19 protein-coding genes and 1 pseudogene are annotated in these 24,317 nt (G+C 73.2%); 12 read left to right on the top strand and 8 right to left on the bottom strand.

What is annotated here, in order from left to right; translation table 11 throughout:
• Positions 1–16: 16 nt before the first annotated feature.
• Positions 17–1,240: an arginine deiminase gene (locus ACWC9T_RS09375; protein ID WP_449820440.1), complete on the bottom strand. Its 1,224-nt coding sequence runs from the start codon at positions 1,238–1,240 to the stop codon at positions 17–19.
• Between the two features lie 67 nt (positions 1,241–1,307).
• Positions 1,308–2,738: an amino acid permease gene (locus ACWC9T_RS09370; RefSeq protein ID WP_449820439.1), complete on the bottom strand. Its 1,431-nt coding sequence runs from the start codon at positions 2,736–2,738 to the stop codon at positions 1,308–1,310.
• 371 nt (positions 2,739–3,109) lie between these two features.
• Here ACWC9T_RS09370 and ACWC9T_RS09365 point away from each other — a divergent pair, with 371 nt between their 5' ends.
• The 4 genes and pseudogenes from ACWC9T_RS09365 (at position 3,110) to ACWC9T_RS09350 (ending at position 5,778) form a co-directional block, all read left to right on the top strand.
• On the top strand, positions 3,110–3,745 hold the full coding sequence (locus ACWC9T_RS09365; protein ID WP_449820438.1) for an Rv1733c family protein: 636 nt from the start codon (positions 3,110–3,112) through the stop codon (positions 3,743–3,745).
• Between the two features lie 78 nt (positions 3,746–3,823).
• Positions 3,824–4,822 carry an Acg family FMN-binding oxidoreductase gene (locus tag ACWC9T_RS09360; RefSeq protein ID WP_449820437.1) on the top strand — a complete coding sequence of 333 codons (999 nt, stop codon included), beginning with the start codon at positions 3,824–3,826 and terminating at the stop codon, positions 4,820–4,822.
• A 4-nt stretch (positions 4,823–4,826) separates the two neighbouring features.
• Positions 4,827–5,158: pseudogene (locus ACWC9T_RS09355) on the top strand (response regulator transcription factor); the annotation flags it as partial.
• A gap of 104 nt (positions 5,159–5,262) precedes the next feature.
• Positions 5,263–5,778, top strand: a complete 516-nt coding sequence (locus ACWC9T_RS09350; RefSeq protein WP_449820436.1) for a pyridoxamine 5'-phosphate oxidase family protein — start codon at positions 5,263–5,265, stop codon at positions 5,776–5,778.
• Positions 5,779–5,803: 25 nt separating this feature from the next.
• Here ACWC9T_RS09350 and ACWC9T_RS09345 read toward each other — a convergent pair whose 3' ends face one another.
• Positions 5,804–7,489 (bottom strand): GAF domain-containing protein, encoded by a 1,686-nt coding sequence (locus ACWC9T_RS09345; RefSeq protein WP_449820453.1) that lies wholly within the window; start codon positions 7,487–7,489, stop codon positions 5,804–5,806.
• 260 nt (positions 7,490–7,749) lie between these two features.
• Between ACWC9T_RS09345 and ACWC9T_RS09340 the strand changes: the two genes are divergently transcribed.
• From ACWC9T_RS09340 to pflA, 4 genes are all read left to right on the top strand, one after another.
• Positions 7,750–8,655, top strand: coding sequence for a universal stress protein (locus ACWC9T_RS09340; protein WP_449820435.1), 906 nt, complete (start codon positions 7,750–7,752; stop codon positions 8,653–8,655).
• Positions 8,656–8,842: 187 nt separating this feature from the next.
• Complete coding sequence (gene adhE / locus ACWC9T_RS09335) at positions 8,843–11,497, top strand: bifunctional acetaldehyde-CoA/alcohol dehydrogenase (protein WP_449820434.1); 2,655 nt, start codon at positions 8,843–8,845, stop codon at positions 11,495–11,497.
• 14 nt (positions 11,498–11,511) lie between these two features.
• Complete coding sequence (pflB, locus tag ACWC9T_RS09330) at positions 11,512–13,785, top strand: formate C-acetyltransferase (protein ID WP_449820433.1); 2,274 nt, start codon at positions 11,512–11,514, stop codon at positions 13,783–13,785.
• Between the two features lie 75 nt (positions 13,786–13,860).
• Positions 13,861–14,613 carry a pyruvate formate-lyase-activating protein gene (gene pflA, locus ACWC9T_RS09325; RefSeq protein WP_449820432.1) on the top strand — a complete coding sequence of 251 codons (753 nt, stop codon included), beginning with the start codon at positions 13,861–13,863 and terminating at the stop codon, positions 14,611–14,613.
• Positions 14,614–14,666: 53 nt separating this feature from the next.
• On the opposite strand, the gene ACWC9T_RS09320 is transcribed toward pflA, so the two are convergent.
• Positions 14,667–15,593, bottom strand: a complete 927-nt coding sequence (locus tag ACWC9T_RS09320; protein ID WP_449820431.1) for a LysR family transcriptional regulator — start codon at positions 15,591–15,593, stop codon at positions 14,667–14,669.
• Between the two features lie 158 nt (positions 15,594–15,751).
• Between ACWC9T_RS09320 and ACWC9T_RS09315 the strand changes: the two genes are divergently transcribed.
• The gene (locus ACWC9T_RS09315; RefSeq protein WP_449820430.1) at positions 15,752–16,540 is read left to right on the top strand and encodes a glycine betaine ABC transporter substrate-binding protein; all 789 of its coding nucleotides are present in this window, start codon (positions 15,752–15,754) and stop codon (positions 16,538–16,540) included.
• 65 nt (positions 16,541–16,605) lie between these two features.
• Here ACWC9T_RS09315 and ACWC9T_RS09310 read toward each other — a convergent pair whose 3' ends face one another.
• Positions 16,606–17,604 carry a GlxA family transcriptional regulator gene (locus ACWC9T_RS09310; RefSeq protein WP_449820429.1) on the bottom strand — a complete coding sequence of 333 codons (999 nt, stop codon included), beginning with the start codon at positions 17,602–17,604 and terminating at the stop codon, positions 16,606–16,608.
• Between the two features lie 154 nt (positions 17,605–17,758).
• Between ACWC9T_RS09310 and ACWC9T_RS09305 the strand changes: the two genes are divergently transcribed.
• Positions 17,759–18,064: a putative quinol monooxygenase gene (locus tag ACWC9T_RS09305; RefSeq protein WP_396251783.1), complete on the top strand. Its 306-nt coding sequence runs from the start codon at positions 17,759–17,761 to the stop codon at positions 18,062–18,064.
• 301 nt (positions 18,065–18,365) lie between these two features.
• On the opposite strand, the gene ACWC9T_RS09300 is transcribed toward ACWC9T_RS09305, so the two are convergent.
• The 3 genes from ACWC9T_RS09300 to ACWC9T_RS09290 form a co-directional block, all read right to left on the bottom strand.
• Complete coding sequence (locus ACWC9T_RS09300) at positions 18,366–19,655, bottom strand: MFS transporter (protein WP_449820428.1); 1,290 nt, start codon at positions 19,653–19,655, stop codon at positions 18,366–18,368.
• Between the two features lie 190 nt (positions 19,656–19,845).
• Positions 19,846–20,781 (bottom strand): sigma-70 family RNA polymerase sigma factor, encoded by a 936-nt coding sequence (locus ACWC9T_RS09295; protein ID WP_449820427.1) that lies wholly within the window; start codon positions 20,779–20,781, stop codon positions 19,846–19,848.
• A 10-nt stretch (positions 20,782–20,791) separates the two neighbouring features.
• A complete protein-coding gene (locus ACWC9T_RS09290) occupies positions 20,792–22,009 on the bottom strand; it encodes an NAD(P)/FAD-dependent oxidoreductase (RefSeq protein WP_449820426.1) in 1,218 nt (405 codons plus the stop codon).
• Positions 22,010–22,551: 542 nt separating this feature from the next.
• Between ACWC9T_RS09290 and ACWC9T_RS09285 the strand changes: the two genes are divergently transcribed.
• The gene (locus ACWC9T_RS09285; protein WP_449820425.1) at positions 22,552–23,565 is read left to right on the top strand and encodes a 3-oxoacyl-ACP synthase III family protein; all 1,014 of its coding nucleotides are present in this window, start codon (positions 22,552–22,554) and stop codon (positions 23,563–23,565) included.
• A complete protein-coding gene (locus tag ACWC9T_RS09280; RefSeq protein ID WP_449820424.1) occupies positions 23,562–24,299 on the top strand; it encodes a glycosyltransferase family A protein in 738 nt (245 codons plus the stop codon). Before ACWC9T_RS09285 ends, ACWC9T_RS09280 begins: the two co-directional genes overlap by 4 nt.
• Positions 24,300–24,317: the final 18 nt, after the last annotated feature.

Genomic DNA, 24,317 nt, shown 5'->3' with positions numbered 1-24,317 from the left:
TGCTTCGCGGACGGGGTCAGCGGACGGCGTCGCGCTGGATCGGGCAGCTCATGCAGCGCGGGCCGCCCCGGCCGCGGCCGAGCTCGGAGCCGGCGATGGTGACGATCTCGACGCCCTGCTTGCGCAGGTACGTGTTGGTGGTGGTGTTGCGCTCGTAGCCGACGACGACGCCGGGCTCCAGGGCGAGGAAGTTGCTGCCGTCGTCCCACTGCTCGCGCTCGGCGGAGCGGACGTCCTGGTCGGCGGAGAGGAACCGGACCCGCTCCAGGCCGAGGCCCTCGGCGAGGGAGCGGGCGAGGTCGGCGTCGGGGCGGACGTCGAAGCCGGTGGGCCGGTCGGGGGCGGGCACCAGGGTCCACGACCGCAGCGGCTCGGCCAGGCCGGGGTAGCGGGCGAAGGTGTCCCGGTCGATCATCGTCAGGACGGTGTCGAGGTGCATGAAGGCCCGGCTCGCGGGCAGGCGCACGGCGATCACCCGCCGCGCGGCGCCGTACTGGAACAGCTTCTGGGTGAGCTGCTCGACGGCCTGCGGCGTGGTCCGCTCGCCCATGCCGACCATGACCACGCCCTCGCCGACCACGTGGACGTCGCCGCCCTCGATGGTGGTGCCCGTCTCGGGGGCGGTGCCGTCGAACAGCGGAGGGGCGGTCTCGGCGAACAGCGGGTGGAAGCGGTAGACCGCGGCGGTGTGCAGGGTCTCCCGGCGCCGGGCCGGGCGGGCCATCGGGTTGAGGCTGTAGCGGGCGCCGATCCAGCAGGAGTTGTCGCGCGGGAAGAGGTGGTTGGGCAGCGGCGGGAGGGCGAAGTCCTGCTCGCCGAGGGTGTGCCAGCGCAGGCTGTGCGGGTTGCGCAGCGGCAGGTCGTCCTTGAGTACACCGCCGATCAGGTACTCGGCCAGCGTCCGGCCGTCGAGTTCCTCGCACAGCTCCCGGACCGGGTCGACCAGGGCCGGGCCCACGGTCGCCGGGGTGACCACCTGCCCCAGCAGCCATGCCCGGGCCGGTGGCAGTTCGAGGGTCTCGCCGAGCAGGTCGGCGTAGTGGTGGACGCGGACGCCGTGGTCACGCAGCACCTGGGCGAAGGCGTCGTGCTCCTCGCGGGCGCGCTTGGCCCACAGGATGTCGTCGAACAGCAGCTCGTCAACGTTGCGCGGAGTCAGCCGGGACAACTCCAGGCCGGGGCGGTGCAGGATCACCTGGTGCAGGCGGCCGGTCTCGGAATCGACTCGCAGGACGGACATGGGCGGTACTCCTTCGTACTCGGTGCGGGTGGCACGTTCGTGCTCGGTGCGGGCGGCGCGTCCGTGCTCAGTGCAGGTGGCGCGGGGAGAGTGTGCGGCGCAGGGCGGCGGCCAGGCCGGTCGGCCGGGGGGTGGTGGCCCGGTCCGCGCCGCTCGGGGCGGTGTGCGGCCGCTTGAGCCAGATGTAGCCGGGGATGCCGAGCAGGACGGTGAACAGGCCGTAGTAGACGGTCTGGTAGCCGCTGCCCTGGATGGACCAGTACGAGAAGGCCAGGGCGAGCAGCGCGACGGTGACGTCCCGGGCGAACCTGCGGCGGTCGAGCTCGGCGCGGCCCTGGCGGACCAGCCAGTACAGCTGGGCGGCGGCCGACACCAGGTACGGGATGACGGCGGTGAGCACGCTGAGCAGCACGATCTCCGTGAAGACCTGTGTGAACCGGGTGTAGCTGACGACGGTGAGCACCGAGGCGAGGACCGTCGCGGAGACGATGCCGAAGACGGGCACCTCGCGCCGGGTCCTGGTGAAGGCGGCCGGGAAGAGCCCGTCCCGGGCCGCCGCCATCGGCATCTCGGCGCAGATCAGCGTCCAGCCGTTGAGGGCGCCGAGCCCGGAGATGATCGCCGCGGCCGCGACCAGGTTCCCGGCCCAGGTGCCGCCGGCGATGTTGTTCACGGCGTCGGTGAACGGCGCGGTCGAGCCGACGAGCCGGTCGTGCGGAACGGTCCCGAACACCGCGAGGGTGCCCAGCAGGTAGATGCCGGCGCAGGCGAGCGTGCCGTAGACCGTCGCGCGCGGCACGTTGCGCCGCGGGTCCCGGACCCGGCCGGCCGCCACCGAGGCGGTCTCCAGCCCGATGTAGCTGAACAGGGCGATCGCCCCGGCCGCCGAGACCGCCCCGAGCGCCGAGGTGCCCGAGGAGTTGAAGGCGCCGAAGTTGCCGGAGCTGATGAACAGCAGACCGGCCGTCGCCATGAACGCCAGCGGCAGGAACTTCAGGACGGTGGTGACCACCTGGAAGGCCCCGATGCTGCGCACGCCGGCGAGGTTGACGGCGGCGGGCAGCCACAGGCCGGCCAGGGCGATCGCCACGGACCCCCAGGTGTGGTGACCCTTGTTCACGAACACCTCGACGTAGCCGACCCAGGCCACCGCGATGGCCGCGTTGCCCGCCCAGGCGGTGATCCAGTACGACCAGGCGGTCAGAAAGCCCGCGAACTCGCCGAACGCCTCCCGGGCGTAGACGTACGGGCCGCCGCTGCCGGGCGTCCGCTCGGCCAGGCGCCCGAACGTGGCCGCGAGCGCCAGCGCGCCGACGGTCACCAGCGCGAACGCCACCAGTGCGACCGGTCCGTAGGGAGCCAGGGCGGACGGCAGGGCGAACACCCCGGTGCCGATGATGCTGCCGACGACGAGCGCCGTCGCGGCCGGCAGTCCGAAGGATCCGCTCTGCCGCGGCGGCCGGTCGGCCGGCGCTCTTCTGTGCTCGGCTGTGGACATGAAGGTGCTCCTTCGTGACGGGCCAAAGGCCGGGAGCGACTGCGGTTTCCGCGTTCGCTGAGGTTGATCCTCGAAGGGCGGGGGCCTCACGCAGCAGGGGTCAACGGTCCCTCCCGTGGTTGCCGCACGTCCCGGTGTGGACGTCCCGAGAGTCCCGGCAGGGCGCGCCGAACGACTTCGTGCTCCCGGTGCTCGACGTGTGCGCCCCGCGCTCGCCACCGCGCCTCGCGACCCCTCGGGACCAGTGGCCCCGCCTCGGGTCCCGTCGGTCCCTGGGCCACCGTCACGTCCGGCCTCGAGAGTGGCGTCCGGCCACCCACCGGGCGGCGGCCGTCCCCGGGACCCGGTCCCCCACGAAGGAGTTGACGGACATGCCCAGCACTTCCGGACTCGTACGGCCCGTCAAGCGCGCACGGTCGCTGCGCCACCATCTGCGCAGCGCCTGCGGCTCCGCGCGCAACCCGCTGTGCCGCCCGCTGGACCGGGCCCGGAGTCGCGCACTGCTCCTGGCCGCGCTCGCCCTGGTGGTGGCCGCCCTCGCGGGCACCGGCGTCGCGCTCACCGACCTCGCGGCCGGGCAGCGCGGGGCCGCGCTGGCGGCGGCGCACCGCCACCGGCTGGACGCCGTGCTGCTGGCGCCCGCGTACCAGGTGGCCGGTCTGCCCGACGGCATCACGCGGGCCCGGTACCAGGCCTTCGCCGAGTGGACCGCGCCCTCCGGTCAGCGCGTCAGCGACACGGTGGACGTCGACCGGCCGACGTCCACCGGCACCGTCACCCGGATCTGGGTGAACGACGACGGCCGCCCCGCCGCCGCCCCGCCCGGTGCGGTCGACGTCACTGCCCACGGCGCGTTCCTCGGGCTGTTCGTCCTCGCCGCCCTCGCCGCCCTGACCGGCGCGCTCCTCGGCATCCGTCTGCGCGCTCTCGACCGCCGGGCCGACCGGCTCTGGCAGCACTCCTGGACCCGGCTCGAACCGCTCTGGACCGGCCGCACCGCCCACTGACATCCACCGGAGCGTCCCGGCACCGGCCGGCGCGCCGCCACCCTCGACCGCCGACCAGCCCACCGGAAGGAGCCCGCCATGCCGGGACAGCCCCTCGACGACGGCACCGCGCACGCCCTCGTCGCCGCGGCCGCCGCCGCCCCGTCCATCCACAACACCCAGCCCTGGCGCTTCCGCCTCGACCCGACCCAGCGCACCTTCGAGGTGCACGCGGAGGACCGGAACGCCCTACCGCACTCCGACCCGGACGCCCGCGCGGTCCACCTCTCGATCGGCGCCGCGCTGTGCAACCTCGCCGCGGCGGCCGTCCACCTGGGCTGGGAACCCGTCGTGCGGCTGCTGCCCGGGCCCGGCGGTCCCGGTCCGCTGGCCACCGTCCGCCTCGCGGGCGCCCCGCGCGCCGCCCTGCTGCGCCGGCCCGACCTGAACCAGGCCATCTGGCGCCGCCGCAGCAGTCGGCTGCCGTTCCTCCCCGACCCGGTACCCGGCCCCGTCCTCGCCGAACTCGCCGAGGCCGCCCGAACCGACGGCGCCCAGCTCCGCCGCCCGGGCGCGGACGAGCGCGACAGGCTGCTCGACCTCACCGCCGAAGCCGAACAGCGCTCGGCCGCCGACCCGCACCGACGGGCCGAGAACCTCGCCTGCCTCGCCGCCCCCGGCGCGGCCACGGGCCTGCCCGGCTACGCCCTCGGCCCGCGGGACGGCGCCGGTCGACTGCCGGTGCGCGCCTTCGCAGACCCCACGGGCGGAGTGGCCGCGGAGCGGGCGGCCTTCGAAGCCGAACCGCAGCTGCTCCTGCTCACCACCCGCCACGACCGACGGGCGGACTGGCTGCGGGCCGGCCAGGCCGTGCAGCACGTCCTCCTGCTCCTCACCCTGCACGGCCTGCGCGCCTCCGTCCTGCACCAGGCCCTGGAGTGGCCCGACCTGCGGAGCCGGATGGCCGGCCCCGGGCCCGAGCGCGGCGCCCCGCAGATGCTGCTGCGGATCGGGTACGGACCGGCCGGCTTCCCCACCCCGCGGCACCCCACGACCGTCCTCCTCGAACAGCCCGGAGTCCTGACACCCGTCCGGTGACCGGTCCTCCTTCGACGACGAGGAGGCCCCTCATCGACTCGATCACGGCGGGCGCCACCGGCTACGCGCCGAAGCAGATCAGCGGGACCGACCTGGTCACCGCGATCCGCACCGTCGCCGCCGGTCAGTCCATGCTCGATCCCGACGCCACCGGCCGCGTGCCGGCCCGGCCGCGCCGCAACCACGCTCCGCGAGGGGCTGACGAACCGGCAGATCGGCGAGCGGCTGTACCTCGCCGAGAAGACGGTGAAGAACCACATCTCCCGGCTGCTCGCCGAACTCGGCGTCGAGCGGCGAGTCCAGGCCGCCCTGATCGCCAACCGGCCCTCACCCCCGCGTAACGCCGGGCCCTCGGCCCCCCCGGGCCCGGTCCGCTCGGCGGTCGGGCAGGGACCGAACGGCCCTCCCCCGTTCCGCGTGCGACGCGAACAATCGAAGGCATGGAACCCGACCGCATCCCCACCGCGCACGCGGCCCTGGACGAGCAGCACTGCTTCCGCCTGCTGGCCAGCAGCTCGGTCGGCCGCGTCGTCTACACGGTCGGCGCCCTGCCAGCCGTCCTGCCGGTCCCCTACCGGATCGGCGGGGACGGCAGCGTGCTGCTGCGCGTCGCCGCCCGCTCCGAGCTGGTCCGCGCGGTCTCCGGGGCGCTGGTGGCGTTCGAAGCGGGCGAGATCGACGGGACGGACGGAACCGGCTGGAGCGTGACCGTGCTGGGACGGGCCGACGTCTCGGAGGTCTCCGACGAGGAGGCCCCGTCCGGCGGCGAGGCCCCGTCCGACGAGGAGGCCCCGGCCGGCGGCGAGGCCCCGGCCGGCCGGGAGGCCCCGTCCGGCCGGGAGGCCCGCGTCGCAGAGGTGCCGTCCGCCCCGGTGGTCCGGCTGCCGCGCCAGGTCTCGATCCGGATCCGGCCCGAACTGGTCACCGGCCTCCTGCTGCCGGACACCCGGCCCTGACCGCGGGAACACTCCGGCCAACCGGTCAGACCGGTAGCGGGACCGACCAGACCACCCGGGTGCCCCCCTCCGCCGGGCGGACCAGCTCGAACGACCCGCCCAACGTCTCCGCCCGCTCCGCCAGGTTCCGCAGCCCGCTGCGCCGCCCCTGCTCGGGGACGCCGACCCCGTCGTCCTGCACGGACACCACCACCCGACCCGCCGCCGCCTGGAGCGTGACCTCGACCCTGCCCGCCCCCGCGTGCCGGGCCGTGTTGCTCAGCGCCTCGGCCAGGACGGCGAGGACGTGCTCGGCCACCTCCGACGGGACATCCGTGTCCAACAGGCCCTCCATGCTCAGCCGCGGCGCGAACCCGAGCACCGCCTGCGCCTGCTCCACCGTCCGGACGGCCCTGGCCCGCAGGCCGTGGCCGGTGGCATCCTCCCTGGCCCGGAGCCCGAAGATGGTCGACCTGATGATCTTGATGGTCTCGTCCAGGTCCCCCACCGCACGCAGCACCCGGTCCGAGGCGGTGGCGTGGTCGATGAACCGGGCGGCGCTCTGCAGCGTCATCCCCGTGGCGAACAGCCGCTGGATGGCCAGGTCGTGCAGGTCGCGGGCGATCCGGTCGCGGTCTTCCAGCATCGCCAGCTGCTCGGCGTCCCGGCGGCGTTCCGCCAGCTCCAGGGCCAGCGCGGCCTGGTCGGCGAAGCCCAGCAGCGGGCCGATCTCCCGCTCCGTGAACTCGGGCCGGCCCGCCTCCCTGGCCAGCAAGAGCACGCCGTCGATCTGCCCCTCGGCCCGGCCCAGCGGCACCGCGACCGCCGGTCCGAGCCCGGCGAAGCGGCTCGGACCGGCGGAGAGACGGGGATCGCCTGCCAGGTCCGCCGTGGTCACCGGCACCCCCGAGGCGCAGGCCGCACCCGACAGCGACCCCTCCAGCGGCACCACTAGGCCCGACCGGCCGGCCGCGTCGCCGCCGAGCGCCAGTTCCACCCGGACCGTTCCCGTCCCCGGCACCGGAACGGAGACGTCCGCCAGGTCCGCGCCGGTGATCTCCCGCGCCCGCTGAGCGATCAGCTCCAGCACCTCGGAGCGGGATCCGCCGGACAGCAGGGCGCGGGTGATCTCCGCACTCGCGCTCAGCCAGTGCTGCTGGCGCTGGGCCTCCTCGTACAGCCGGGCGTTGTCGACCGCCACCCCTGCCGCCACGGCCAGCGTGGAGATCACCGCCTCGTCGTCGGCGTCGAACTCCTCCCCGCCCTGCTTGTCGGTCAGGTAGAGGTTGCCGAACACCTCGTCGCGCACGCGCACCGGCACCCCGAGGAAGGTCCGCATCACGGGATGGTGCGCCGGGCAGCCCACCGACGACGCGTGCTCGGAGAGGTCGGCCAACCGCAGCGGCGCCGGGTGGCGGATCAGCTCGCCGAGCAGGCCCCTGCCGGTCGGGTAGGGGCCGATCCGTTCGATCTCCTCGTCCGACAGGCCGACCGTGTGGAACTGCGAGAGGGTCTCCCCGTCCGGCGCGATCACCCCGAGCGCCGCGTAGCGGGCGTCCACCAGGACGGCCGCGGCCTCCACGATCCTGCGCAGCACCTGCGTCAGGTCCAGCTCCCGGCCGACCGACAGCACCGCCTCCAGCAGGCTGTGCACCCGGTCCCGGGTGCCCCGGGCCGCGTCGATCCGGGCCTGGAGCTCCTCCAGCAGCTCGTCCAGCCGCAGTTGCGGCATCCGAGACCGTACCGCCTCGCTGCTCACGAGCACCCTCCTCATCGCCGCGGTCGCCGCCGATTGTCGCAGATGGCGCCGAACGGCGGGTGGCCACCACACCACTTCCGCCCTCCCCACGGCCCCTCGTCCCGGGACCTTCGGTTCGCGACCGGGGCTGGTCGGCCCCTGTATCCGGGCACCGACCCGGCGGGAGTCTGGTCACCGGACGGGACCGCGGCCGCCGGTGCCGCGGCCGTCCGCTGACCAGGGAGGTCACTGACATGTCGCACGACGTGGTGGTGGGGATCGACGGCTCGACGCAGAGCGCGGCGGCGGCCGGATGGGCCGCCCGGGAGGCCCGGCGGAACGGGCTCGCACTGCGGATGGTCCACGTCGCCGGGGGCGAGGTCGACGCCCTGGAGCGCGAACTGGGCGGCGGGAACGCGCTGCCGCGGCCGGTGGCGGCGATCCGGGACCGGATCACGGCCGCGCTGCCGGAGCTGGCGGTCTCCTGCGAGATCGTCCCCGGGAACCCGGCCTACGCGCTGGCCGCCACGTCCCGGCGGTCCTCGGTGCTGGTCCTCGGGTCGCGTGGCCTCGGCGGCTTCACCGGGCTGCTGGTCGGCTCGGTCGGGCTGCGCGCCGCCGCCCGGACCGACTGCCCGGTGGTGCTGGTCCCCGCGGGAGCGGGCGGCCCCGCCGAGTCGGACGGACCCGCGGGACCGGAAGTGACGGAGGAACCGGCCGCAGCGCCCGGCGAGGTCGTCGTCGGCGTGCAGGGCGACCGGCCCTGCGACGCCGTGCTCGCCTTCGCCTTCCAGCACGCGGCCGCCACGGGCGCCCGTCTGCGGGTGATGGAGAGCCGCGACACCTACCACGGCCCGTACACCACCGAGGCGCCGGTGGGCGTGTGGGAGATCGGGGAGTCGCTGGCGGCCTCCGAGCAGGTGCGGCTCCAGGACGCGCTGGCGCGCTGGCGGGACAAGTTCCCCAAGGTCCGCACCGAGGCGGAGGTGTGCGCCTGGAGCCCGGGCCGGATGCTCGTGGAGGCCTCCCGCACCGCCTCGCTGGTCGTGCTCGGGCGGCGCGCGCCCGCGCACCCGATGGCCGGACCCCGGCTGGGGGCGGTGGCCCAGTCGGTGCTGCACCACACCCACTGCCCCGTCGCCGTCGTGCCGCACCGTTGAACCACCGGTCGCACCCGGGTCCCTGACACGGGACCAACCGCGTAGCGGACCCGGGACCTTCGGCCGCGAGCGGGTCCCATTGGGCCGATCCCCCGGCGCCCCGCACGAGGAAGCCTGGAGGGGACGGCGCGCGCGGCACCCGCCCGGCGCCCTGACATCGGACGATGATCCGGAAAGGCAGTCCAGCATGGCCCGTCGCCCGCTTCCCGAGTCGAAGGCGGCTCCCGAGAGCAGCAGCCTTCCCACCCCCGAGCCGACCGCCGTCGACGCCCTGGTGCGCAACGCGCTCGACGCGCTGGCCGCGTACGCCTCCTTCACCCAGGAGCAAGTCGACCACATCGTCAAGAAGGCCTCGCTGGCCGCACTGGAACGGCACACCGCGCTCGCGGTGCTGGCCGTGGAGGAGACCGGCCGCGGGGTCTTCGAGGACAAGGCGGTCAAGAACGTCTTCGCCTGCGAGAACGTCACCCATGTGATGGCCCGGACCAGGACGGTCGGGGTCGTCCACCGGGACGAGATCGACGGCATCGTGGAGATCGCCGAGCCGGTCGGCGTGGTCGCGGGCATCACCCCGGTGACCAACCCGACCTCGACCGTGATCTTCAAGTGCCTGCTGGCGCTGAAGACCCGCAACCCGATCGTCTTCGCCTTCCACCCCTCGGCCCAGCGCTGCTCCGCCGAGGCCGCCCGGATCGTCCGGGACGCGGCAGTGGCGGCCGGCGCGCCGGCGCACTGCGTCCAGTGGATCGCCGAGCCGTCGATGGACGCCACCCACGCCCTGATGAACCATCCGGACGTCGCCACCATCCTGGCCACCGGCGGCAACGCGATGGTGCGGGCCGCGTACTCGTGCGGCAAGCCGGCCCTGGGCGTCGGCGCGGGCAACGTGCCGGCGTACGTCGAGCGCGGCGCGGACCTCAAGCGGGCGGTGAACGACATCGTGCTGTCCAAGTCCTTCGACAACGGCATGATCTGCGCCTCCGAGCAGGCCGTCGTGCTGGACGCCGGGATCCGGGACGCGGCGCTGGCCGAGTTCCGCAAGCTGAAGGCGCACCACGCGAGCGCCGAGGAGAAGGCGCTGCTGGAGCGGTACCTGTTCGGGGCCGGCGACGGCGCCTCCTGCTCGGGGGCGCGGCTGAACTCCCAGGCGGTGGGTCGCTCGGCGGCGCAGGTCGCCGAGGCGGCGGGCTTCGTGGTGCCGGCCGACACCTCGGTGATCCTGGCCGACTGCGACCAGGTGGGGCCGCAGGAGCCGCTGACCCGGGAGAAGCTGTGTCCGGTGCTGGCCGTGCTGACCGCCGGTTCACGTCAGGAGGGCGTCGAACTGGCCGCCGCTATGGTGGAGTTCGACGGCCTGGGACATTCCGCCGCGGTGCACACCGAGGACGCGGCGTTCGTGGAGGAGTTCGGGCACGCGGTCAAGGCCTGCCGGATCATCTGGAACGCGCCCAGCTCGCACGGTGGCATCGGCGACGTCTACAACGCCTTCACGCCCTCGCTGACCCTGGGCTGCGGCAGCTACGGGCACAACTCGGTGTCCGGGAACGTCTCGGCGCTGAACCTCCTCAACATCAAGCGGATCGGGCGGCGCAACACCAACATGCAGTGGTTCAAGGTCCCGCCGAAGATCTACTTCGAGCGCAACTCGGTCAAGTACCTGGCGAGCATGCCGAACGCGCACCGGATCGTCGTCGTCACCGACCGGACCATGGTGGAGATCGGCCACCTGGAGCGGATCCGGGGCGTGCTCGGCCGGCGCCGTGACCCGGTCGAGGTGCGGGTCATCGACTCCGTCGAGCCGAATCCGAGCATCGACACCGTCCGCAAGGGCGCCGCGCTGATGCGGGAGTTCGAGCCGGACACGATCATCGCGCTGGGCGGCGGCTCGCCGATGGACGCCGCCAAGGTGATGTGGCTGATGTACGAGCACCCGGAGGTGGAGTTCGCGGACCTGAAGGAGAAGTTCTTCGACATCCGCAAGCGCGCCTTCACCTTCCCCGACCTGGGCGAGAAGGCCAAGCTGGTGTGCGTTCCGACCACCTCGGGCACCGGCAGCGAGGTCACCCCGTTCGCGGTCATCACCGACACCGCCACCGGCCAGAAGTACCCGCTCGCCGACTACGCGCTCACCCCGAGCGTGGCCATCGTGGACCCGGCGCTGACCACCCGGCTGCCGAAGGACGTCACCGCGGACACCGGCTTCGACGCGCTCACCCACTGCATCGAGACCTACGTGTCCGTCTACGCCAACGACTTCACCGACGGGCTGGCGCTGCAGGGCATCAAGCTGATCTTCGAGAACCTGGAGCGCGCGGTCCTCGACGGCCCGGACGACCCGGTGGCACGGGAGAGGATGCACAACGCCGGGACGATCGCCGGAATGGCCTTCGGCTCCGCCTTCCTCGGGGTGGTGCACGCCATGGCCCACACCCTCGGCGGCACCTTCCACGTCGCCCACGGCCGCACCAACGCCCTACTGCTGCCGCACGTGATCCGCTGGAACGGCTCCGCCCCGGCGAAGGTCACTGGCTGGCCGAAGTACCGCAGCTACACCGCCCCCGAGCGCTACCAGGCCATCGCCCGGATGCTCGGCCTGCCGGCCGCCACCCCCGAGCAGGGCGTCGAAGCCCTCGCGGCGGCGGTCGAGGAACTACGCGACAAGGTCGGCATCCCGCGCTCCTTCAAGGCGGCCGGAGTGGACGAGGCGGCCTTCCTCGTCGCCCTGCCGCAGCAGGCGATGAACGCCTACGAGGACCAGTGCGCCCCCGCCAACCCCCGGATGCCGATGGTCGCCGACATGCAGCAGCTGATGCGCCGGGCCTACTACGGCGACCAGGCCTGAGAGAGGACACCGCGATGACCACCTCGCAGCACAAGCGGACCACCGACATCGCCGGCGCCTGGGACGGCTTCAAGGGCGGCCTGTGGCGCGACGCGATCGACGTCCGCGACTTCATCCAGCACAACTACACCCCGTACCGGGGCGACGCGGCCTTCCTGGCCGGCCCGACCGAGCGGACCACCGAGGTGTGGCGGCAGATCACCGCCCGCTTCCCCGAGGAGCGGGCCCGGGGCGTGTACGACGTCGCCCACGACATCCCGTCCACCATCACCGCGCACGCGCCCGGATACATCGACCGGGAGCGCGAGTTGATCGTCGGCCTGCAGACCGACGCCCCGCTCAAGCGGGCGATCATGCCCAACGGCGGCTGGCGGATGGTCGCCGGCGCGCTGCGCACCTACGGCTACCCGGTCGACCCGGAACTGGAGAAGGTCTTCACCCGGTACCGCAAGACCCACAACGACGGCGTGTTCGACGCCTACACCCCCGAGATCCGGGCCGCCCGCAAGGCCGGCCTGATCACCGGCCTGCCGGACGCCTACGGGCGCGGCCGCATCATCGGCGACTACCGCCGCGTCGCCCTCTACGGCGTGGACCGGCTGGTCGCGGCCAAGCTCGCCGAGAAGGCCGGGCTGGACCCGGCGCCCACCGACCCGGCGCGGCTGGAGGAGACCATCCGCGGGCGCGAGGAACTCGCCGAACAGATCCGGGCGTTGGGCGAGCTCAAGGAGATGGCCTCGGCGTACGGGTACGACATCTCGGGCCCGGCCGCGACCGCCCGCGAGGCGATCCAGTGGCTCTACTTCGCCTACCTGGCGGCGATCAAGGAGCAGAACGGCGCGGCGATGTCGCTCGGCCGCACCTCGACCTTCCTCGACGTCTACCTCCAGCGCGACCTGGCCGACGGTCTGCTGACGGAAAGCCAGGCCCAGGAGCTGGTGGACGACTTCGTCATCAAGCTGCGGATCGTCCGCTTCCTGCGCACCCCCGAGTACGACGAGCTGTTCTCCGGGGACCCGACCTGGGTCACCGAGTCGATCGGCGGCATGGGCGCGGACGGGCGGACGCTGGTCACCCGGACGTCCTTCCGCTACCTGCAGACCCTCTACAACCTGGGGCCGGCGCCCGAGCCCAACATGACGGTCTTCTGGTCGCCGCAACTCCCTGCGGGATTCAAGGAGTTCTGCGCCCGGGTGTCGATCGACACCTCCTCGGTGCAGTACGAGTCCGACGAGCTGATGCGCCCGCGCTTCGGCGACGACACCGCGATCGCCTGCTGCGTCTCCGCCATGGAGGTCGGCAAGCAGATGCAGTTCTTCGGCGCCCGCGTCAACCTCGCCAAGACCCTCCTCTACGCGATCAACGGCGGCCGGGACGAGCTGACCGGCGCCCAGGTCGGCCCGGCCACCGAGCCGGTCGGCGGAGCAGTGCTCGACTACGACGAGGTACTGGCCCGCCTCGACGAGCAGTTGGAGTGGCTGGCCGGGACGTACGTCCACGCGCTCGACGTCATCCACTACATGCACGACAGGTACGCCTACGAGCGGATCGAGATGGCCCTGCACGACCGGGACGTCCGGCGCACCATGGCCTGCGGCATCGCCGGACTCGCCGTGGCCGCCGACTCGCTGTCCGCGATCAGGTACGCCGAGGTCAGGCCGGTGCGGGACGAGACCGGCCTGGTCACCGACTACCTGGTCGACGGCGACTACCCGGCGTACGGCAACAACGACGACCGGGCGGACGCCATCGCGGTGTGGCTGGTCGAGGAGTTCATGGCGAAGGTGCGCAAGCACCCCACCTATCGGGGCGCCGAACACACCCAGTCCGTCCTGACCATCACCTCCAACGTCGTCTACGGCAAGAAGACCGGCAACACCCCGGACGGACGGCGGGCCGGCGAGCCCTTCTCCCCCGGCGCCAACCCGATGAACGGGCGTGACGCCCACGGTTACGTGGCGAGCGCGCTGTCCGTCGCCAAACTGCCCTACGACCACGCCGAGGACGGCATCTCGCTCACCAACACCGTCACCCCGGACGCGCTCGGCCGCACCCCCGAGGACCGGGTGAGCAACCTGGTCGGCGTGCTGGACGGCTACACCACCTGCCGCGGCTTCCACATGAACGTCAACGTCCTCGACCGGGACACCCTGCTGGACGCCATGGACCACCCGGAGAGGTACCCGCAGCTCACCATCCGGGTCAGCGGCTACGCGGTCAACTTCGTCCGGCTCACCCGCGAGCAGCAACTCGACGTGATCGGCCGCACCTTCCACGACGCCCTGTAGCCCTCGCCCCCGCTCGCGGTGCCGACGCCTCCCCGACCGAGGGCGTCGGCACCGCGCCTCGCAGGAAGAGCCCCCATGCCCTCCACCGCCAAGCCCCCGGTCACCGGCGTGCTGCACTCCTGGGACCTGTCCACCGGCGTCGACGGCCCCGGCACCCGCTTCGTCGCCTTCCTGGCCGGCTGCCCGCTGCGCTGCCTCTACTGCCACAACCCCGACACCCGGTCGATGCGGCACGGACGGCCCTGCACGGCCGACGAGATCGTCCGGGAGGCCGCCAAGTACACCGCCTTCGTCCACGCCTCCGGCGGCGGTGCCACCATCAGCGGCGGCGAACCACTGCTCCAACCCGCCCTCACCGGCGAGCTGTTGCACCGCCTCAAGCACGAACTCGGCCTGCACACCGCGCTGGACACCTCTGGCTTCCTCGGTGCCCGTGCCACCGACGCGCTGCTCGCCGACACCGACCTCGTCCTGCTCGACATCAAGTCCTGGGACCGCGCCCTCTACCACCACCTGACCGGGCAACGGCTCGCCCCCACCCTGGACTTCGCCCGCCGCCTCGCCGACCTCGGCACCGAGGTCTGGGTCCGCTTCGTCCTCGTCCCGCACCTGACCGACCCCGCCGCCAACGTCGAGGGCGTCGCCGCCTTCGCCGCCTCGCTCGGCAACGTCACCCGGGTCGACGTCCTGCCCTTCCACAAGCTGGGCGCCCCCAAGTGGCACGCACTCGGCCTCGGCTTCCCCCTCGCCGACACCCCGGTGCCCACCCCGGCGCAGGTCGCCGAGGCCCGATCGGTGTTCGCCGCGCACGGACTGCACGCGGTCTGAACATCGGCGTCGGCCCGGAGCCCGCGCGGGGCATCGCCGCTCGCCGTCCTCGTTCAACCCGACGTGGCCGGGCGAAGGCGCCTGCGGATGTGGCGAGGAGTCAGCAGGTCCTGGTCCGCGAGGATGTCCAGGAAGGCGGCGCTGACGGGGTCCGGGGTGGTGCGGGTGTAGGCGGTCAGCGGACGGCTGACCGGGGGGTCGGGGCGCAGGACGGCACCGTTGAAGTGGGGCGGGATGGCGTTGGCGGGGACGAGGGTGGGGCCGAGTCCGGTGGCGGCGTACTTGGCCGCGGCGGGGGCCTGTTCGGTGCGGACCGCGGCCTCGGGGCGGAAGCCGGCGGTGGCGCATGCCCGGTCGAGGACGTCGGCCAGGCCGCTGTCGGGCGTGTAGTGCACCCACTCCCGCTCGGCGAGGCCGGCCAGATCGATGCGGGGCGCGCGCGTGTTCCGGGCCGCGGGGTCGTCGGTCCGGGTCACCACGAGGAATTCCTCCGTGCCGAGGTGGCGGACCGGCCCCTCCCAGCCCGGTGGCGGCGGTCCGACGGCGATGTCGGCCTCACCGGCGGTCATGGCGGCAGTCAGCTCCTCGGTGCGTCGGTGTTCGAACAGGCGGACCCGTACGCCCGGGTGGTGGCGGCGCCAGGTGCCGAGGGCGGCGGGCAGCAGACCGTGGCTGATGGAGTAGAGGGTGGCGAGGTGGAGTTCGCCGGTGGCGAGGCCGGCGGCCCGGCGGGCCGCGGTGGTGGCGCGCCGGGCCTCGGCGAGTGCGGCGCGGGCGTGCGGGAGCATGGCCCGCCCCGCGGGGGTGGGGCGCACGGCGCGGGGCAGGCGTTCCAGCAGCGGGCCGCCGATCTCGCGTTCCAGGGCCTGGAACTGGTGGGAGAGTCCAGGCTGGGTGATGTGCAGGCGCTCTGCGGCGCGGGTGAAGGAGCCCTCGTCGACGATCGTCACCAGGTACTCGAACTGTCGCAGCGTTGGCATGTGCTCAGCCTATGGGTTTCATAGGAAACATTCCTTGGACGCATGGCGGCCCCGGTTCGCAGGATGGTGCCCTGACCGGCGACCGGTGCCGCCCGCGCCGCGCTCGCGCAGATCGTCTCGACCCTGCGCGAAACGCTCCACCCACGACAGGAGACCCCGTGAACACTCCCCCGCCCGGGCCCGCGATCACCGTGGGCAACATCGCCCTGTCCTTCCACCGCGCCGCCGCGGCCGTCACCCGCCGGGTCCTGGAGGCCCACGGCCACCGGGTCGAGAGCATCGAGGCCCCGCACGAACAGCTCTTCCGGCTCCAGGCCGACGGCCGGGTCGACGTCCTGGTCTCCGCCTGGCTGCCCTCCAGCCACGACACCTACCTGTCGGCCCACCGGGAGCGGGTACACGTGCTCGCCCCGCACTACCACCCTCACTGCGTGTGGGCGGTGCCGCCGTACGTCCCGGCCGACGCGGTGCGCGAGGTACGCGACCTCTCGCGCCCCGACGTGGCCGCCCGCATGACGCGCGCCATCGACGGCATCAACCCGGGCGCCGGCATCAGCCGTTTCTCCGCCCGGGTGGTCGCCGCCTACGGCCTCGACCGGGTCGGCTACACGTTCACCCCCGGCACCGAGGCCGGGTTCATCGCCCGCGTCGAGCAGGGGATCGCCGACCGTGAGTGGTTCCTCATCCCGCTCTGGCGCCCGCAGTACCTCAACCGCCGTCACGACCTTCGCCCGCTGGCCGAGCCCAAGGGCCTGCTGGGCACCGTCGACGCCGCCTCCCCCGTCATCCGACGGGCGAGCATCGACCTCGTCCACCCCGACGCACTGGCCCGCCTCGACGCCCTCCACCTGGGCAACGACGGCGTCGAGGAACTCGACGCCTGGATCAACGACGACGGCCTCACCCCGTTGCAGGCCGCCGACCGCTACCTCACGGCCCACCCGTAGGCCGCACGCGGACCGGGCGGTCCGGGACGAGGCCCGGTGGACTGCCGCAGGTTCCGTCGGGGCGGCTAGGACGACAGCGGCGGGGACTGCGCAGGAGCGTCGGCACCTCCGTGGCGCAGCGTCTCCAGGGATGAGCCGCGTCGGCGCCGGACCAGCTCGCGCAGGGTGCTGACGTTGCGGTAGCCGACCCGGCCGGCGATGGCCTCGGCGCTGAGCGTGGTGGTGCGCAGCAAGAAGGTGGCCTCGTCCAGTCGGATGTCCTGGACGAAGTCCAGGGGTGATCTGCCGAGGACGGTCTGCGCGGTGCGCTGCAGGGTCCGCTGGCTCACGCCGAGCGTGCGGGCGGCTTCGGCCAGCGGGGGCGGATCGGCCAGGTGTGCGCGGGCCCACCGTTCGAAGGCGGCCATCAGCGGATCCGCCTGGGCCAGCTGGGTGGGGAGCGCGAAGGCGGCCTGCGACGGCCGGTCCCCGATCAGCAGGTACCGGGCGACGAGGTCGGCGAGGGCGGGGCTGTACCGCTGCACCACCCACAAGGCGAGGTCGATGTGGGCGAAGGCCGCGCCCGCGGTGGTGACCGGGCCGTCCTGGATCAGTGTCCGTGAGTCCTCCAGCACCACACCGGGGTACCGGGCGCGGAAGGCGGGACCCAACCACCAACTCGTCGTCGCACGCTTGCGCTCGAGCGTGCCCGACTCGGCCAGGAAGAACGCTCCGCTGCACGCGGCGGCCAGCGGGGTTCCGGAGGCGGCGGAGGCGGCGGCGAGGTCGAGCAGCCAGGCATTGGCGGGCGCGCGGACCGCCGCGACCACCCGGTCGGGGGCCTGGAAGCCCACCGCCGGCATCAGCAACAGGTCGGTCACGTGCGTGAGCTCCCCGGCCGGAACGGTCGCCAGGCTCAGCCCGTTCCCGGTGCGGACCTGCGGCCCGCCGCCGACCACGGTCACCGAGAACGGCGGCGCGCCACCGTCCCGCGCGCTCAGCGAGTTCGCCGCGCCGAGCACGTCCATGATCGCCGAAAGTCCCGAGTCGAAGACGCCGTCCACCGCCGCCATCACAATCCGCATGGCGCAAACGGTACTCGAAACGTCGTTTCCGCCGCTCGCGGCAGATCGACCGTGACCATAGCGTCTTCCCCGGGCCGGAATTCCACTCTCCGGCCCGCCACCGCGAAGCCATCGAGGGCGTCGCGGCTTCCCGACTCACCATGGAGATCCCGTCATGACCCTGAAGCTCGGAGTCCTCGCACTGCTGACCGCCAAGCCGGGCAAGGAAGCGGACCTGGCCGCCTTCCTGGACGCCGGCCGCGCCGTCGTCGAGGACGAACCCGGCACCCGGGTCTGGTACGCGTTCCAGGTCGACGGCGCGACCTTCGGCATCTTCGACGCCTTCGCCGACGAGGACGCGCGCCAGGCCCACCTCACCGGCCGCATCCCGGCGGCCCTGTCCGAGGTCGGCCCGGAACTGCTCGCCGCCGCCCCCGACATCCGCCTGGTCGACGTCCTCGCGGTCAAGAACGCATCCTGAAGGAGCTGCCGCCGCGCCCGGCCTCTGCGCCGGGTGCGGTTCGCCGACGCCCGCGTCGCCCTGGAGGCCTGGCGGTGACGCGCCACGGCCACGGGATCAAGGTGTAGGTGCGTTGCCGTAGACGTATTCACGTGGTCCCTCTGAGGTCTGTGCGCGTCGGGCCGGACGCCCGGCGCCGGCGTAGAGTCAGGTGCCCGTGCCTGGCGGGCCATCGGGGTCGTCGGGGTACACGGGGGCATCGAGGAGGGGCCGACCAGCACGCCGACGTGATCAACCACCCCGCGACATCACCAGTTCGACCTCAGCAGTCGGCCTCCAGCAGCGGGGCTTCACCTTGCCGACGTTGTGCGGAAGCTCCCCTCCCCGGCTTCCCTCGGCGGGTTCGCTCCGCCCATGCGGCCACCGGAGGTCCTGCCGCACCCAGGCCCGCGAAGAAAGCGCCGAGGAGCAGCCAACCCGCGTGTCCGAGCGCAAGGACTGCTCCGGTCAGGATCATCGGGGCGAGGGCTTGGCCTGCGTCGAAGCCGATACCGAAGAGTCCCTGATACTGCCCTTGGGCATGGTCGGGTGCGAGACCGAAGCCGAGCGCGAAGCCGCCCGACGACTCCCACACCTCTCCAACGCTGTGGATGCACACGGCCAGGACCGCGAGCACCGGTGCGACCCACGCGGGAACCTCAGCTGTCAGTGCCATCAACGGACAGCTGATGAGGAACAGGAGCCCGGCGAGACGGAAGGCGCGGCCGCCCTGTCGTGGGGTTTCCACCTTGGCGCCGAGTCTGCTCTGGAGCAGCGCGCAGACGCCGCTGTTGATCGCGTAGACCGCTGCCACGGTCCAGCGCGGTGCGTCGGTGTGGCCGGTGAGCCAGATCGGCAGCAGTAGGGAGACGGTCTGGTACTGCAGGCCCATGGCGCTGTAGAGCGCAACGAAGGACACGTACGGCCGGTCGGCCAGGACGGACCACTGACGGTGCTCCTCGGGCCGGGGCAGAGGCCGGTAGCTCGGGACGCCCAGGAATGCGATCAGTCCCGCGCAGGCGAAGCTGGCGGCGTTTGCGAGGATCAGCCAGGTGTAGGCAGGGCGAGTGTTGATCTGGATGGCGAAGGCCGCGCCCAGGGTGCCCACGACGACGCCGAGATTGACGAAGGTCCGGAGTCTGGCCCGGAAGGCGGCAGGGCGTTCACCACCGACTCTTGCGATGAGCGCACCGCCTGCGGCGCCGCCTGCCGTGGCAGCCAGCCGGTCCAGAGTGGCGACGAGCGTGAACGCGAGCCAACTGTCGATGAAGACGAAAGCCGCCATGGTGGCGGCCTGCAGGGCGAGGGCCATCAGCCAGATCGCGCGTGGCCCGTACCGGTCGGCCAGATTCCCCGCCGGTATGCCGGCCGCCAAGCCGCTGAGGCCGGCGATCGTCAGACCCGCTCCTACCTGTGTGGCGGGCAGGTGCACCACGAACGTGAAGTAGAGGATGGCAGCGGTGTTGAAGAGACCATTGCCCACCCTGTTGACGAAACTGGCGGTGATCAGCGCTCGCTGCGGGCCGAAAGTCGGCTCGCCGAAAACCCGTTGCCCGGACCCCCTCCTGACCATGTCGATCAGGCTAACAGGGCACATCGTGTGCGGTCGACGTGACCCGGCCCCTGTGTCCGCTCCGCACGATACGGTTCATGGCCTGCAACTGGAGGTGGGGCATGGGTCGTTGGGGAATCGGGACAGGGTACCCGAATGATCAGCGAACCTGACCAGCACCCGAACAACCCGCGGATTCCGGCGGCTCCGCTCACCATGCGCTGATGACCGGCGCGTCGGGTTCGTGCTGCCGCCAGGCCTCGTCGAGGCGCGCGAGCCGGTCCGCGGCGGCGATGCCGCGTAGGGACGCGACCTTGCCGTCGCTCACTTCGAACGCCACGGCGCCCACGACCCGGTCGCCGACCACGGCGAGGACGGCCGGGGAGCCGTTGACCAGCGCGATGTGCATCGCGGGGGAGCCGCCGGCCAGCCGCCGCTTCGCCGGAGTCGGCTTGAAGCCGGCCCGCACGCAGAGGGCGACGCGCTCGCGCGTCTCGTACCGCAGCAGCCGCCTCGCCAGTCCGGCGCCGTCCGAGACCATGGTCACGTCGGCGGTGAGCATCGCCACCAGTCGTTCGGTGCGCCCCGACGTGGCGGCGGCGAGGAACGCCTCGACGATCCGGCGCGCGGACGCCGGGTCCACCTCGCCGCCGCGGCGCTCGGCGGCGACCCGGCGGCGGGCCCGGTGGACATGCTGCTGGCTCGCGGACTCGGTGATGCCGAGGATCCCGGCGATCTCGGCGTGGGGGTAGGAGAAGGCCTCGCGCAGGACGTAAGCGGCCCGCTCGACCGGCGAGAGGCGCTCCATGAGGGTCAGTACGGCCAGGGACACCGATTCGCGCTGCTCGAAGGTGTCGGCGGGGCCGAGCATCGGGTCACCCTCGAGGAGGGGCTCGGGCAGCCAGTCCCCGACCGCGCGCTCATGGCGCGCCTGCGCCGAGCGGAGCCGGTCGAGGCAGAGATTGGTGACGACCTTGGTCAGCCACGCCTCCGGCACCTCGATACGGTCGCGGTCCGCGGCCTGCCAGCGCAGGAACGCGTCCTGCACGGCGTCCTCGGCGTCGGCCGCCGAGCCGAGCAGGCGGTACGCGAGCGAGGCCAGCCGACCCCGGCCGGCCTCGAACCTGTCGATGGCTGCACTGTCCATGCGGAACAACCTACGCGGTGACCGTCACACCGGCCCGGCCGGGCGCGGTGGCCAGGCGGCGCTTGCGCGTCGGCATGCCGAAGGTCGGGTGGGCGACGCTCCACCCGGACCCCTTGAGCACACCCGACTTGAGCCGCGCGGCGGTCCGGCCGCCCAGGTACCAGGACTTCGACCGGACCTCCCCGTCCACCATCTGGAAGATCGCGTCCCGCCGGCCCAGGCTGATGTGGTTGCCGTAGTACTTCAGCCCGACGGTCGGGACCTTGCTGTCCGTCAGGCGCGCGATGATCGCGGCGGTCGCCTGCATGTTGGTGAAGCCGGCCGAGGCACAGGACATCGGCAACGGCCGGCCGTTCTCGCCGATCGCGTAGGCGCAGTCACCGGCGGCGTAGACGTCCGGGTGCGAGACCGAGCGCATCAGGCGGTCGACGACGATCTGGCCGGTCCCGGCGACCTCCAGGCCACTGGCGGCCGCGATGGGGTGCACGGCGAACCCGGCGGACCACACGGTCACGTCGGCCGGGATGGACCTGCCGTCGGCGGCGATCGCCCGTGCCTGCTCGACGGCTTCGATACCGGTGTGCTCGTGGACGACGATGCCGAGCCGGTCGAAGGCCTGGCGCAAATGACGGCGGGCCTTCGGGGAGAGCCAGGCACCCAGCTCGCCGCGGGCGGCGAGCGCGACCGAGAGGTCGGGCCGGGACTCGGCGAACTCGGTCGCGGTCTCAATGCCGGTCAGCCCCTCACCGACGACCAGCACGGTGCCGCCCTCGCCCAGTCCGGCCATGCGCTCGCGCAGACGCAGCGCCGCGGACAGGCCCGTCACGTCGAAGGCGTACTCGGCCACGCCGGGGACGCCGTGGTGGGCTACGGAGCTGCCGAGCGTGTAGAGCAGCGTGTCGTACGCGAGCCCGTCGTCCCCGCCCTCACCGCCATCGCGTCCCCCGCCGTCCTCGCTTGTCAGGGCGACGGTCCTGGCGTCGGGGTCGACGCCGGTGACGCGCGCCAGGCGCAGCCGCACCCCGGTGCCCGCGAATACGTCGGCGAGCTTGCGGAACGCGAGGTCCTGGCCGATCGCGAGCTGGTGGAGTCGCATCCGCTCGACGAAGTCGGGCGCGGCGTTGACGACGGTGATCTCGGTGTCGTCGGGCGAGAGCCGACGGGCCAGGTTTCCGGCGGCGAAGGCCCCGGCGTATCCGGCGCCGAGTACGACGATGCGGTGCTTCATGGCGTTGCCCCTGTCTCGTTCGCGTGCCCCTTGAGTTCACGTGCCCCTTGAACGGGACAGCTCCCCGATTGCTGACAGGGGCCGGGTGTGACACCGGTCACCGGGCCGAGACGAGCGGCCGGGGCTACGGCCGGTCGGCCCAGCGCGCGCCGGTGAGCCGTGGGCCCGGGCGGGTGGCGCGCCTGTCGTGGGCTGGTGACCGATCATCGGACTGTTCGGCCCGTTGTGCGTCGCCCGTGCAGGGCGAGGGCGGCAGGGGGCGGGCCCACGGGCGACGGGCCCCCGACCCTGGCGGGGACGCTCACCCCTGGCAGGGTCGGACCGGCCTCGACCTGGCGCCGCTCACCACCGAGCGACTGGTGGGGCCGCACCTGGGCGAGGCTCCACCGGTGCTCCCACTCCTCGCGGGGCAGTGAGTGCCAGAGGTCCAGCCGCCTCGATGCACACCGGCACAGTGCGCAGACGCGATCGGGTAGCCCGTCGGGCCGGTCTGAGTACCCGTACTCAGGCCGGCCCTGCCGTGGCCACCGGAGCATGGGGGCATGCAACCAGCAGCGACGCCGAGGATCGGCATCACCGCCGTCGGCTCCCACCTTCCGGCCCGGCGGATCACCTCCCAGCAGCTCCAGGACGAGGTCACCGCGGGTGGCCGACTCGCCCTGCCGGAGCGGATGTTCGAGAAGGCGACCGGCATCCGCACCCGGCACCTCGCCGCCGACGAGGAGTACGCCTCCACCCTCGCCGTCGGCGCCGCCCGGCGCGCCCTCGACGCCCGCGGCCTCGACCCGCAGGACGTGGACCTGCTGTTGTTCGCCTCCGCCACCCGGGACGTCTGCGAGCCCGCGACCGCCCACATCGTCCAGGCCGAACTCGGCACCCGGGCCCACGCGTTGGATGTCAGCAACGCCTGCAACAGCTTCCTCAACGGGATCGACCTGGCCCGCGCGATGATCCTGGCCGGACGGGCCCGGCGCGCCCTGGTCGTCACCGGCGAGACGCCCAGCCGGGCGATGCGTCGCGACCCGTCCGGCGCCGCCGAGTTCCGTGACGGCTTCGCCGGCTACACCTTCGGGGACGCCGGGGCGGCCGTCGTCGTGGAGGCGGTCGAGCGCGGGGGCATCCTCCACGTCGAGGCCGAGACCGCCTCCGAGCACTGGAAGGCCGGCGGCATCCCCGGCGGCGGATCGCGCCACCCGCGCGGCGACGAGCACAGCTACTTCCGGGGCGGCGGCAAGGAGTTGCGCGGGATCTTCGAGCAGATCGGCCCCGCCGTCCTGGCCCGCCTCGCCGCCCGTACCGGCCTCGGCTGGGACGCCTACGCCCGGGTGCTGGTGCACCAGGTGACCGTCCCGTACCTGGAGCGCTTCGTCGAGCTGACCGGGGTGCCGGCCGGGAAGCTGGTGCTCACCGTGCCCGAGCTGGGCAACATCGCCAGCGCCACGCTCGGCGTTCAACTCGGCCGCATACGACCGGAGTTGTCGCCCGGCGAAAAGGTGCTACTGATCGGCCTCGGCGGCGGCGTCAGCCTGATGACCATGGTCTGGGAGGCGTCGTGACGCTCTGGGTGATCATCCCCGCGTACCAGGAGGAAGCCCGGATCGGCGCCACCCTGCGGGCCCTCGCCGCCCAGCGGGACCGGGACTTCACGCTGCTCGTCGCCGACAACGGCTCCACCGACGGCACGGTGGACACGGTCCGCGCCTTCGCCGCCGGCGCGCCGTTCCCCGTCGAGGTGCTGGTCGAACCGGAGAAGGGCGTCGGCTCCGCGGTCGACACCGCCTTCCGGTACGCCATCGCGCACGGCGCCACCCTGCTCGCCCGCACCGACGCCGACTGCCTGCCCGAGCGGGGCTGGACGGCCGCCGCCCGGGCCGGCCTGCGCGCCTGCGGCGGGCTGGTCTGCGGCCGGGTCACCGCCCGGCGGGACGAACACGGACCGGCAGGGCGCGCGGTGTTCCGGCTGCTCGTCGCACTCGGCGCGTTCTTCGGCCGGATCCGACCCGCCCACCGCCGACGGCACGGCTACCTCGCCCCGTACCGGATGCACGCCGGGAACAACATGGCGATCACCGCCGAGCTCTACCAGGCCGTCGGCGGCATGCCCCGGCGTCCGTCGCCCACCGACCGGGCCTTCCTCAACCGGGTCCGCCGGCACACCACGGCGATCGTCCGCCGCCCCGACATGGTCGTCCAGAACTCCACCCGCCGGATCCGCGCGTACGGCGTCCTCGGCACCGCCCGCTGGTACCTGGAGCGCGGCGCCGGCCCGAACGCCGTCGACGTCCGCTGACGCCACAAGCCGCTTAGG

This window comes from Kitasatospora sp. NPDC001159 (genome assembly GCF_053598235.1).
The sequence above is the reverse complement of the archived record's forward strand: the minus strand, read 5'-3'. Positions and strand labels throughout refer to the sequence as shown.